The sequence below is a fragment of the Haliscomenobacter sp. genome (genome assembly GCF_965225875.1).
Lineage (GTDB): Bacteria > Bacteroidota > Bacteroidia > Chitinophagales > Saprospiraceae > Haliscomenobacter.
Genome location: NZ_CBDDBS010000002.1, coordinates 4,252,762 through 4,264,879 on the forward strand (window position 1 = coordinate 4,252,762; position 12,118 = coordinate 4,264,879).

At 43.3% G+C, this 12,118-nt stretch carries 13 protein-coding genes; 3 read left to right on the forward strand and 10 right to left on the reverse strand.

Annotated features, from left to right (window positions below):
- Nucleotides 1-5 precede the first annotated feature (5 nt).
- The 8 genes from ACO08K_RS19295 to ACO08K_RS19330 all read right to left on the reverse strand — a co-directional run bounded on the left by ACO08K_RS19295 (nucleotide 6) and on the right by ACO08K_RS19330 (nucleotide 7,176).
- Entirely contained in the window at nucleotides 6-419 is a 414-nt protein-coding gene (locus ACO08K_RS19295) for a hypothetical protein (protein ID WP_421798056.1), read from the reverse strand.
- Between the two features lie 420 nt (nucleotides 420-839).
- Nucleotides 840-1,811, reverse strand: a complete 972-nt coding sequence (locus ACO08K_RS19300; protein WP_421798057.1) for a type II toxin-antitoxin system antitoxin SocA domain-containing protein — start codon at nucleotides 1,809-1,811, stop codon at nucleotides 840-842.
- Between the two features lie 37 nt (nucleotides 1,812-1,848).
- Nucleotides 1,849-2,205 (reverse strand): toxin, encoded by a 357-nt coding sequence (locus ACO08K_RS19305; protein WP_421798058.1) that lies wholly within the window; start codon nucleotides 2,203-2,205, stop codon nucleotides 1,849-1,851.
- A 242-nt stretch (nucleotides 2,206-2,447) separates the two neighbouring features.
- Complete coding sequence (gene rplI, locus ACO08K_RS19310; protein ID WP_421798059.1) at nucleotides 2,448-2,894, reverse strand: 50S ribosomal protein L9; 447 nt, start codon at nucleotides 2,892-2,894, stop codon at nucleotides 2,448-2,450.
- Between the two features lie 72 nt (nucleotides 2,895-2,966).
- Nucleotides 2,967-3,233, reverse strand: coding sequence for a 30S ribosomal protein S18 (gene rpsR / locus ACO08K_RS19315; protein ID WP_320027567.1), 267 nt, complete (start codon nucleotides 3,231-3,233; stop codon nucleotides 2,967-2,969).
- A gap of 33 nt (nucleotides 3,234-3,266) precedes the next feature.
- The gene (gene rpsF / locus ACO08K_RS19320; protein ID WP_421798060.1) at nucleotides 3,267-3,746 is read right to left on the reverse strand and encodes a 30S ribosomal protein S6; all 480 of its coding nucleotides are present in this window, start codon (nucleotides 3,744-3,746) and stop codon (nucleotides 3,267-3,269) included.
- An 88-nt stretch (nucleotides 3,747-3,834) separates the two neighbouring features.
- Nucleotides 3,835-5,526: a caspase family protein gene (locus tag ACO08K_RS19325; protein WP_421798061.1), complete on the reverse strand. Its 1,692-nt coding sequence runs from the start codon at nucleotides 5,524-5,526 to the stop codon at nucleotides 3,835-3,837.
- Between the two features lie 27 nt (nucleotides 5,527-5,553).
- Nucleotides 5,554-7,176, reverse strand: coding sequence for a caspase family protein (locus tag ACO08K_RS19330; RefSeq protein ID WP_421798062.1), 1,623 nt, complete (start codon nucleotides 7,174-7,176; stop codon nucleotides 5,554-5,556).
- A gap of 264 nt (nucleotides 7,177-7,440) precedes the next feature.
- On the opposite strand from ACO08K_RS19330, the gene ACO08K_RS19335 reads away from it, so the two are divergent.
- Complete coding sequence (locus ACO08K_RS19335) at nucleotides 7,441-7,923, forward strand: DUF4920 domain-containing protein (protein ID WP_421798063.1); 483 nt, start codon at nucleotides 7,441-7,443, stop codon at nucleotides 7,921-7,923.
- Nucleotides 7,924-8,081: 158 nt separating this feature from the next.
- Entirely contained in the window at nucleotides 8,082-8,675 is a 594-nt protein-coding gene (locus tag ACO08K_RS19340) for an HD domain-containing protein (protein WP_421798064.1), read from the forward strand.
- Nucleotides 8,676-9,095: 420 nt separating this feature from the next.
- Here the strand turns inward: ACO08K_RS19340 and ACO08K_RS19345 are convergent, their stop codons facing one another.
- Complete coding sequence (locus ACO08K_RS19345; protein WP_421798065.1) at nucleotides 9,096-9,293, reverse strand: hypothetical protein; 198 nt, start codon at nucleotides 9,291-9,293, stop codon at nucleotides 9,096-9,098.
- Between the two features lie 194 nt (nucleotides 9,294-9,487).
- On the opposite strand from ACO08K_RS19345, the gene ACO08K_RS19350 reads away from it, so the two are divergent.
- The gene (locus ACO08K_RS19350; protein WP_421798066.1) at nucleotides 9,488-11,011 is read left to right on the forward strand and encodes a hypothetical protein; all 1,524 of its coding nucleotides are present in this window, start codon (nucleotides 9,488-9,490) and stop codon (nucleotides 11,009-11,011) included.
- A gap of 170 nt (nucleotides 11,012-11,181) precedes the next feature.
- Here ACO08K_RS19350 and ACO08K_RS19355 read toward each other — a convergent pair whose 3' ends face one another.
- On the reverse strand, nucleotides 11,182-12,060 hold the full coding sequence (locus ACO08K_RS19355; protein ID WP_421798067.1) for a bestrophin family protein: 879 nt from the start codon (nucleotides 12,058-12,060) through the stop codon (nucleotides 11,182-11,184).
- Nucleotides 12,061-12,118: the final 58 nt, after the last annotated feature.

The window sequence follows — 12,118 nt, forward strand, 5'->3', positions numbered from 1 at the left end:
TTTTTCTAGATGAGCTCGAAAGCCTGCATCCTTTGTTCAGAATCTTCAAATTTTTCAAGTAACTCCAATTCCTTTTTAAAGGTTATTATTGGAATAGTAGTTGAACGATCAATTTTAACCCATTTGGCCAATTCGATAGGGGTTTTCGGTTCCTGGTTTATGGATATTCGCTTTATTTTCAATAAGTAATCCAAGGAATTGTCAAAATTCAAACTGAATTCTTCCAATTGTTTTTGTTCGCTTTGTTTTGCAAGGCTTAAAAGAGCCCCAATTTCCCAATAATTAACCTCCAAACTTTTTGCGTTACCAGATTCTTTGTCAAATTCAAAGCATGAATCTGTGATATTGTACATATCTCTTATGTAAAGAAAGAGATTTTGCAATGGAGTTGTAGTAGTAGGTTGAGAGTACATATCCATGGGATTTTTTTTAATGGATCAGACTTTTCAATTAAACAAATTCATCAATTACACACTAGACTCTTAAAGAGATAGTTATAACATGAAACCGAAACAGAATAGGTGAAAGTTGGTGTGGTATGGTTGAAGCCTACTTTATATAATTTGTGTAGTTGTTGATGGCTAAATCAAAGTCACTTTAAATGCTCAATTGTAAACTTAACAATTAACTCAAAACTCTCCAAACCTTACTTGTTATTTTTTTAACCATAAACTTCCGGCTTCTGATCACAATAACCCAGGATTCTTTTGTTGCTAAAGTTAATTGTTCGATATTACTAACAGCCCTCATGTATTTATTTCTGATCAACCCGTTGTCTCAGTCTGAGTTGTAACTTTGACCTTAGAAGGATTAATTCCACTTTATCCGCCTTCCCGTCTTCATATCGCCTTCAAACAATAAGCATCCAAATAACTAATGATCGACCTAGTACCCGCGTTATTGACCCAAGCATTTTCTTCATGGCTAAGCTGAATGATGTCCTGACTTTTTACATTCCTGAAGCGCTCCAGTACCTCTTTCAAGCTTTCCAATTCCAGTTCCGTTAAATAATCCTCAATTTTGGCAGCCGGATTTGGAAAAAACTTGGTGCCAATGGCACCGTTAGGGAATTCATGGTGATCCAGAGTTACAAAGTGTTCGTTTTCGGCAAATTGAAAGAGGGTATCAAAGTTATTCGGAACCGGGCCCATTTCAATCGCCCGGTATTTTGCGCCACTGATGGACCGACCATGTTTGCGGAAATGGTGAAAATCGGCGTAAAAAAGCAGTTTATTCATTTGGGTCTTGAATGGACTTAAGTGCAGCGCAAAAAATGAAATCATTGCAGCAAAATGTAGGAGATTAGGTTTTTTAAACCCTCGCTCCACATCTGGCCGATTTGACCCCATGAACAAGTGGGTCGTCCATTCATGCTCCTGTTGATGTGGATTTTGCTCGCATAGCGCATCTACTTTTTTTTGTAATTTATCTTTTTCTTCCCGACTCAAACTGCTCAGTTCAACCAATTGACCAAAACTTTTGGGATGGGCGGCCAGAAAAATCAGACTTGCATTCGATTCGCTGGGCAATTCCCCGTTTTCATACTGCTTGTACTGGTTGATTCCAAATCGCAGCACTTCGGACATTTTTGCAGCTGAAATACCATATTGCTCCCTGATGCTCCGAATTTCCTCTGGAAATGGTAGGTTGTACTTGCTGCGGTATTGATCCATTGCTTGCTGCAAGTTGATTTCCACCAATGCTGGTGTTTCAAATTCTTCTCCAGTATCTTCACATTTGTACACGTGGTATTTTACATCAAAAGCTTCTTTACGAACCTTTAATTGGCTATCGTAAATGTGAAGTTTCATTTCTTTTCCAGTGATTGGGCTTTGCATATTGATTGGCTTAGGATTTGAGCGGATAATTCATGGGATACTCCGCAAAATGGAATGAAATACAAATTACGGGATTGCTTACCCGGCCAAGAGTCACTTTAATGTATATCTCGTGGCCTTTTACTTCTTTGCCAAACACCCACATGTCTGCACCGTTCAACATTTGATCGAGTAGAGGGCCCTGAGAATAATCTTCTATGGATAAATCCTCTAACACCGCAATGGCATCATTTACACTGATTTCAAGTTCGGCCATGGTCTGAGTATTTTTCTGCCGATCACTCCAGAATATTACATTCCAGATTTTCAGCTTCACCTTAAACTCAGTTAAAAAATGATCAACTGCAGTTGTTTCACTGTGTTCCATGAGGATTTTAGCGTGTTTTCATTCAACTGATGATTTACTGTCCAAAGATAAGGCATTTTAGCATTAAAATCAACGAAAAAGTGAAAATTAGGTAAAATTGTATTTTTTTCACGTAATTAATGTATTTATTAACTGTTCCCCTTGTATTTTCCTTAGATACCTAAACCAACAAAAAATGCCATCTCCCAACTAAGAGAGACGGCATTTTTTTTATTTCCAGCACCACCAGGGTGCCGATAAGCTTATTCAGCTACCACTTCGAAAGTAACTGTTCCCGCTACTTCGCGAGACAATTGAACCTGAGCAGTATAAGTGCCCAATTCTTTAATTTCGTCAGCGATAGATACCTTGCGGCGCTCAATTTCCATACCCAGCTGCTCTTTGATTGCAGCAATGATTTGTACGTTGGTAACGCTACCGAAGATTTTGCCACTTTGACCCGCTTTGGCGCCAATCTTGATGGTTTGGCTGGCGAGTTGGGTAGCAATTGCTTCGAACTCAGCGCGACGAGCAGCTTCTTCCTCCTCTTCTTGGCGCTTGATGTCGTCGATAGCAGCTACATTGGCTTTGTTGGCTACGCGAGCCAGGCCTTGTGGGATCAAGTAGTTGCGGCCGTAACCATCTTTTACGCCAACTACTTCAAAACGATCCCCTAGTTTATCAATATCCTTAAGCAGAATAACTTGCATGATTGATGATGATTTTGAGTTGTGGAGCACCACGGGGTGTTCCTAAATCAAATCGTTGCAGTCCGAATTGGATTATTTCAACAAATCGGCTACATAGGGCAGCAAAGCCAAGTGACGCGCACGTTTTACGGCAGTAGCCACTTTGCGTTGGTACTTCAAAGAGTTGCCAGTAATACGGCGAGGCAGGATTTTGCCTTGCTCGTTGATGAATTGGAGCAAGAAGTCACCATCTTTGTAATCGATGTACTTGATGCCAAACTTGCGGAAGCGGCAATATTTTTTGCGCTTCTGGCCAATCTTAGGATTGCTGAGGAACTTAATATCGTCCTTATTTGCCATTGGTTTGTGTCTTTTGGAAGGTTGGTAATTGGATTACGCTTGATCTTCAGTAGTAGCCGGAGCTTCTGGTTCTGCCGCAGCAGGCTGTGGGCGACGTGGGCCGCTGTTGTTGTTGCCTCTACGATCAGGGCGCTCGTTTCTTTCCTCGCGCTTTTCCTCTACCTTCTTCTTTTTCACGGTACCAATCAGACCTTTGCGCTTGTCTTCATTGTACTTCACGCCGTATTTATCCAGAGATACGGTCAGGAAGCGAATGATACGCTCGTCGCGGCGGAACGCCAGTTCAACCTCGTTGACAAAGGTGCCATCGACAGCCTTAAATTCAACGCAATAATAAGACCCGGAGTGACGCTTGCCAATGGCGAATGCCAATTGACGCAAGCCCATCTCATTGATATGCACGATCTCGCAGCCCTTGCTCTTGAGCAGATCGACATATGTCTGAGCAGTCGCCTTGATTTCTTCAGACGCCAGCACGGGGTCAACGATGAAGGTTACTTCGTAATTTCTCATCGGATTCAGACATATTTGGTTATCCAAAAATTTGGGCTGCAAAGGTAAATAATGGGTTTTGGATATCCAAATAAATAATTGAAAATCATCAAGGTCGTTCAACCGCCGATACAATCATCGAATGGTCGTAATCTCCCCGAATGATCGGCGACTGCAAATTTCCGGTAAATGACCGTACGCTGGTGTACACATAATCGAACAGCTCCTGGATCGTTACCTTTTTATCGCGATTGGAATCTGCTTCTCCTTTCAAACCCCGAATGAGGAAATGGCTGAACACACCCTGGCGCAAACCACTGGCTTCAAGCGAAGTTTCTTCCGATTTGGACGACATGATCAAGGCTGTACCTGCCTGTGCCTGGGCCAATTGATTGTAAAAACCAACGATGGTATTCTGAGTAGATTGTACCGAACGTGCGGCCAACATGCTGCCCGAGTGGCAGGCGTCGGCAATGCACAGTTTGTACTTGGCCGGGCTCTTTTTGAGCATATCGTTGATTTCCTGATGGAAAATTTTGTTGTCCACACCATTATAATCAATCGGCAAAAAAGCGCCAGGCAAACCATGTCCTGAAAAGTACAAGAGCACAAAATCGTTAGGGCCAGCTTTGTAAAATACTTCCCGCATCGCGCTGAGGATGTTTTGGCGGGTAGCCGCTTCGTCGATCAGGAGTTTGATTTGTTCATCCGCTACCGCGCCGCCTTCAGGGCTTTTTAGGAAGGCATAGATGCGATAAGCGTCGTCATCAGTAAAGCGAAGTACTGGCATATCTTTATAGGAGGCCACACCAATGATGACCGACCAGATTTTAATTCCAGCCACAGCTGGTGGTTGACTGGTTGGGTTGGCATTTTCTGATTCCAGGCTCTGGATCAGTTTTCCATCCTTCCAGTAACCCATTTTTTTGCGCCCGTCAGCATAGGTATAAGTTCCTCGACCGGTTACATTGCCACGGTCAAACATTCCCTCATAACGAGTGGTTGTACCATCCTCTTTCAGGTAAATGGCTACCCCTTGACCATGAGAAAGGCTATCCTTAAACGGACCGATGTAGCGGCTACCATCACCATAAACATACGTACCATAACCATTGACACAATCCCCGGTGATGCATCCAATTTGGCGTTGAGGAGATTTTACCCCTGGAGCAGAAGGTACTGAGCTTGGGTTTGAAGCATTGCCATTGCTGACGTAGAGGTTTTCTTTCCAAACCCCGGTTCGTTTTACTCCTTTGTCATCAATAAATACCCCGGAGCCATCCATTTTATCGCTGACCCAACGGCCTTCATAAATCGTTTTATCGGGATTATACACTTTACCAAAGCCATTACGGATACCGTTTTTGAAATCACCCAGGTAAATCATACCGTCGGGATACAGTTTGATGCCATTGCCTTCAAAACAATTGCCCGAAATGCAGCCTGGTTTAAACTTGGTGACAACTCCGTCCAGCGGAAGATTGAGGTTGTTCATTGGTTTAAACAATTGGCCTTCTTTCCAAATACCTTGCTCCACCTTGCCATCTCCGGTCAGGCGAATGCCCTCCCCGTCATAACGATTGTTTTTCCAATATCCGGTATAATTGCCGTCGTTGGGCAAATACAAATAACCAAACCCTTCTCTTTTTCCCCCTTTAAATTCACCCACGTAACGCGAGCTGCTACTGGGGTAATACATGACCCCACTTCCATCGATACAGTTGCCTGTGATGCATTGGGCGAGCACGAATTGAAGGTTTAAGGTTACTGCGATTGAAAAGCAAAAAATGAGCTTCTTCATGGTGGAAATAATTTAAATGGGTCAAGTTCATTCCCGGATCAATGCAAAAGGCATTGCCTGGTCAAAAGTACCCAACAACAGAGGAGTCTGTACGTTGGCTGTATAGGTGCGCACGTTGCGTTGTACATAGTCAAAGGCTTCTTTGACGGTAATTAAGTTATTATGATCCTGATCGGCGGGGCCTTTTAAGCCCTTGATTAAAAAATGACTAAATACCCCCGAACGCAATCCGTTGTCTTCCAGCGAATACTCTTCACTTTTTGAAGACATAAACAGAGCTGTACCTCCCTTGGAACTGATAAAGGAGCGGTAGAATTTTTCTAATTCGATGTGAATAGGAGTCCGAGGATTGCCAATACTACCCGCATGGCAGGCGTCAGCGATTATGATTTTGTGTTTAGCACGGCTTTTATCGATGATGTTTTTCAACTCCTCATGCTTAATGCTATTGTTGTAACCATCGTAATCGATGGGCAAAAATGAGCCTTCAATGCCGTGGCCGGAAAAATAGAAAAAAATCACATCATTATCATCAGCTTTTTGATAAAGTGTATTCATTGCCGAGAGAATTCCACTGCGGGTGGCATCTTCATCGATCAAAAGCCGGATTTGACCCTCCGGGACAGCCCCACCTTCCGGGCTGCGCAAAAAGGCGTAAACGAGATAGGCATCGTCGTCGGTAAACCGAAGTGAGACCAGGTGATTGTATTGAGCGGCCCCGATTACAACGGCCCAAATTTTAACATCTGAAGCAGTATTTGAAGCAGGTTTTACGGGTACAGTAGGTTTTGCCTTTTCTTCAAAGATTTTTTGCACAGGCAGCCCCTTTTCCCATACGGCGGTGAGGATACGCCCGTCCTGGTAGTACATAATGCCCCGCCCCTGGGGGTTGTTTTGTTTCCAGCCACCTTCATAACGGTCCCCATTGTTGTAAAAGGTTTTGCCTAAACCTTCGGGGTTACCATTGGCAAAATAACCCACATAACGGGTGCCATTGCGGTAGACAAATTGGCCTAGTCCGGTGCCACAAAACTCTACGTTACAATTGCGGTATTGCAGGGAGTCGTCGGGTAGTGCTACTTCGTTTTGTAAAATTTCAAGTCGACTTGCGCCCAAATAGCGACCCTGGTCCCAGATGCCAGTCATTTTGGTACCATTGGTTTTACTGAGGGTTCCAGTGCCATGAGGTTTGCCGGCTGCCCAGTCGCCCTGGTATTTTTCACCATTGGCGTAGAGCATGGTTCCTTTGCCCGCAAATTTTCCCAGTTGAAAGTCACCTTCGTAACGGTCTTTGTTGGCTTGTAGCAATACGCCCCGGCCCTGCGGCTGGCCATTGTACCATTGACCTTCGTATTTGGAGCCATCCAGATAGGTCATGGTTCCCGTGCCCTGCATGACGTTGGCCTGAAATTCGCCAAGGTATTCATCTCCGGTGGCGAATTTGTAGCGCCCCCGGCCCTGGCGCATTTGATTGGCCCATTCTCCGCTGTAGCGGTCGCGATTGGGAAATTCCATGGTGCCCAGGCCCTGCATTTTTCCTTGCCGGAAACTGCCTTCATAGACAGCTCCATTGGGGAGCACACATTTGCCGAGTCCATTTTCACAGTCGCCTTTCAGGCATTTAAAAGCCGGATTTTGAGCACTTAACATCGGGGATGCCAATAAAAGGCACCATACGCAGCACAACATCTTCATACCCGAAACTGAGTTAATTGTTATAAACAAAGCGTAAAGTTTCACTCAGATTGTAGCGTTTTTTGCGAAGATTGAATAATTTTATTAACCTGTTATGGGTTATGCATATTGCTCGCCTCTGAAGCTTTAAAGAAATTTTAAGCCAATGACGGACGATGCTCCTGTTTTTTTGAACTTCCTCTTTAAAGTAATCTTATTTTTGCAAAAAAAACGACAGCAATGAAAAAATTCTTTCTCTTCCTGATGGTGGCCGCCACCTTTTATGCCTGTAACAGCACCAAAAACAGCGTAAGCAGCAAAAGCGACAGCAAACACTTTGGTGCAAAAATCTCGGCCAATGGCGCCGTTTCTTACGATCAATTGCTGACTGAGCTCAACTCCAAAGACTCCATGAAAGTTAAAGTAGTGGGTAAAGTAGAAGGAGTATGCCAGGTAAAAGGCTGCTGGATGAACATCATTTCGGACGAAGCGGGCAAACCTAAAATGTTTGTCAAGTTCAAAGATTACGCCTTTTTTATGCCCAAAGACATTTCTGGCCGCAAGGTCGTTATGCAAGGAATCGCTTATCGCGAAGTTACCTCTGTCGACGAATTGCGTCACTATGCTGAAGACGCTGGCAAATCGGCGGCTGAAATTGCCCTGATTACCAAACCTAAAGAAGAGCTGAAGTTTATGGCTTCTGGTGTGGTTCTTTTGGACTAGACCGTGGGAAAAGCAGCTCATAAGGCCTCGTTCCGGCCAAAAGAGCTTCTGTTCATAAAGTCTATGGATTTCAATTATCTTGTTTATATTTGTCGAGTAACCAAAAGCCTTTATGGACAGCAGGCTGTCCATAAAGGCCAATCACTTCAACTGTAAGAATGGATTATCGGGCCGCTAAAGATTTCATCATCGATAAACTCAAACGCGAACTCTCCGCTGATTTGACTTATCATGGTTTGCACCATACTTTGGATGTCTTTGACATTACCAAAGAACTTTGCAACATCGAAGCGGTAACCTCGCGTGAAGCGGTTTTGCTCAAAACGGCTGCCCTGTTCCATGATTCGGGCTTTACCATCAACAACAAGGACCACGAATTATTGGGCTGCCAGATTGCCCAAAAGGAATTGCCCAAATTTGGCTATTCGGACCAGGAGATTGAACAGATTTGTGGGATGATCATGGCGACCAAAATCCCTCAGAACCCCCAAAATCATTTGGAAGCCATTTTGTGTGATGCCGACCTGGACTACCTGGGGCGCGATGATTTTTTCAGCATCGGTGCCACCTTGTACGAAGAGCTCAAAGCCTACAACGTACTGCAAAATGAAGAGGCCTGGAACCGCCTGCAGGTTTCTTTTTTAGAAAAACATACTTTTTTTACACCCACCAGTATCGAGCGCAGAGCCCAGAAAAAGGCACTTTATTTGGACCAGTTGCGCAATTTGGTTGCCTCCTACGAAAAAAAATAAATTTTCTAGGCAGCGAATAATTCACCTCATGCGTATAAGCATCAGTTAAGGTTACAATTCGCTAGGCAACCTCGGCTTACACTCACTAGTTGCTACATAGCAAAATCTTTTATCAGCCCGAGGTTGCCTTTTTTATTTTCTCTCTCCTTCATTTCGATTCCATCCAATAAAAATATTGCCAACCACTTCATGACAAGCAGGAGACATCCCAATTGGAACCCATCTTTTTTGGGTAAAAACATGCTCTAAAGAAAAGAAAGGGGTATCAAGCTAGTTTGCCCGGATCGCTCGATACCCCGCAGCGCTTTAATTACAGCGTTCTAACCAATAATATAAACAAAATACAACAAGTAATGCAAAAATCCAAATAAAAAAGCGCTGAAAAAGTTAGCAGTACTAATAAACCGTATGTTTTGTGGATTAGAATCCGTCTAAGTCAGCGCTTGAAATTTTCCCTCCCGAAGAACACTCCACTACCTGGTCGTCTACGTAAGTCCCTTGCCCTTCTTCCAGAGTAGTGGTTTGGGTGTTCTGGTTGCTTTGATCCAGGTTGTCGTAGCCCAAAGCGAAGTCTGCGTTGCTGAAGAACAGCAACAAGCTGATGATAATAGCCTCCATAAGTCATTGATTTTGTTAAAACAAAGGTAGGAAGGCAATCAGGTAGGGATGGTTACGTTTGAGCGGAAAAATTAACAGGTGAGTTTTTTTAACTTTTTTCTAAAAAAATGACTAATAATTTGAAAGATAATTACTTCGTTTTTTTACTTTTAGAGTAATCTATACACTTTAAAGGAAAAAAATTATTTCTTGCAATGGATCATTTGATTGAATTGGCTCAATTTTTATCCAAGAACAAGTTCAAACACCTGGAAGTGTTTGCGGAAAATTCCAGGTTGTTGACCTTTTACGAAAAACTTCGAGACGGTTCGTTTAAAACCGAAGCCCAGGCCCGCGATTTTTTTTTCCCCGGCGACAAAAACGCCAAGGCTTATTATTACCGACTGGCCCAGCAATTAGAAGAAAGGTTATTCAACTTACTTTTTTTGGTGGACTTCAACCAAACTGCAGCCAATCAAATCCAAAAAGAAGTATTGGTTTGCCAGCGCAATTATGCCGTTTTCAGTTCTCTGATTGCCCGCTTCATGCGCAAGTCCGCGATTAAAATCGCCGAAGAAACCATTAAAATTTCCCTCAACATAGAATTGACCGATGTGACCTTACCCCTGGCGCGTTATTTATCAACCCATTATGGGATACACGATCCTCATAAAAAAAAATACCATTATTATAGTCAATTGGTCGAACGTATGCAAGAGCTTCTAAATGCAGAAATCCTGGCCGAAAAGTACCATAATTCAATATTATTTCATCACAGTATGAAACGATCGGCAGACCTCACATTTGCTAAAATGGTTAAAGCTTATGCGCAAGAACTGCGTACCTATATCCAAAGACTTTCTTCCTATCGGCTAAACATGTTGTCTCATTTATGTTTTGTCTACGAACACCATTTGGTTGCAGACTATGAAAAATCTGCCAAAGCTTGCCAAGCTGCGCTGGAGTTTTTTGAAAAACAGACCCAAAGAGATTCAAGGAGCATAATTCTCACTTTTACATTTGACTTAGTTACTTCCTTGCGCATGCTTGGGCATTATTCGGAAGCAATAGAAAAAGCTCAAAAAGTTATTTCCTTAGCTCCTCCGAACAACATAAACTGGTTTATTATCCACGAAATGCTCTTGATTACCCATTTGCATTCCCAAAAGTATGAATCAGCACTCAAGGTTTTACTTGAGGTAAAAAGCAATCTTGATTTGTCAAAACAATCCTCTCCACTTCAGGAGAGGTGGCGAATCAATGAGGCCATGCTGTATTACCTCATCCGTGCCGGAAAACTGCAACAACCCGAAGGGGTGGATTTCAAATTCCGCACCAAAAAATTCATCAACGAATTCACTAGATCCATCCACGATAAATCCGGCAACAACATTGTACTGATCACCATAATGATTCTATTTCTACTCTTGGACAAAGACTACTCCAGCATCATCGACAAAATTGATGCGCTTAAAGCCTACACCCACCGCCACTTAAGGATTGACGAAACCTACCGGACCAATTGTTTCATCAAAATGATCATGCAACTGGACAAAGCGAATTTTCACCCCATTGCCGTACAGCGCAAAGCCGAACCTTATTATCAAAAACTGTTGGCTGTGCCTTTGCACAAAGCCAAGCAGGATTATGACCTGGAAATCATCCCCTACGAAACCCTTTGGGCCTTTATGCTCGAAAGCCTTGAACCCGATCGCAAAACAAAAGTACGGGACAGATGAGGAAAAATTAGTTGCATTTTACGATGAATAAAAACAGATGAGAACTCATTTTTTTTCAAAAAAAAATGAGTTAAAAAATTGATTTTTAATGATTTAAAATTAATATTATGTGTGAAATATGTACAAATTACACTGAAAAATAATTGCATTTTTTTCACCATAAACCAGGATCAGATCAACTCCCCAATGTGCATCTGGATGTTTCGGCTGATTTTGCCTAGCGGTAAGTCATTTTCATCGGCCCCAAAAGGCTCTTCAATCTCCTCGGCGATGACCTCTAAACTGGCCAATACGTAAAAAATAAAGGCTACAATGGGTACCACGTAGTAGCCCAAAGTAAAGACATAGCCAAAGGGCAAGGTCATGATGTAAAAAAAGATGAACTTCTTGATGAACACACTATAAGAATAGGGAATGGGGGTATTGCGGATGCGCTCACAGGCCCCACAGATGTCGGTGAAGGATTGCAGCTCTGGATTGAGAAAAATGAGGTGCTCGCCGCTCAGCTTGCCTTGCTCAGCCAAGTGTAATATCCGGCCATACATCAGGGCGGCGATTTGATTGGGGATGTGTTTTTCGTGGTCGAGTTTTTCCTGCGTACCCTTGGGCAGTTTGTCGAACAACTCCACTCGAGTATCCTCACTGCGCAGGTGTCTTTGTAAGGCCGAAGCATAGGCGGGGATCATGGCCCGGAAAAAATCCTTTTCATCCTGTTCATTGCGCAGCAGGGCGGCCAGTTTCATGGCGAGGTTGCGGCTGTTGTTCACCAGCGCACCCCAGAGCTTGCGGCCTTCCCACCAGCGTTCGTAAGCGGTATTGGTGCGGAAAACCAGTAGAAAGGAAATCACAAAGCCCAACAAGGTGTGCATCACCGAAACATTGCGCACATGGCTTTTTTCGCTCAATTTCCACACTTCAATTTCCAGGTAGGCCACTCCAGCTGAATAGAGCGAAATCAATACAATCATCGGAAACAAACGCCGGACGGTATCCGAGCGGTGAAAACGGAAGATAAAAGTGATCCAATCCTTTGGGTTATAACTGATCATGCTGGCTTTTTTTGGAAAAATCGTTCTTTAATTCAGGCTAAAATAGCTTTCTTTGCCG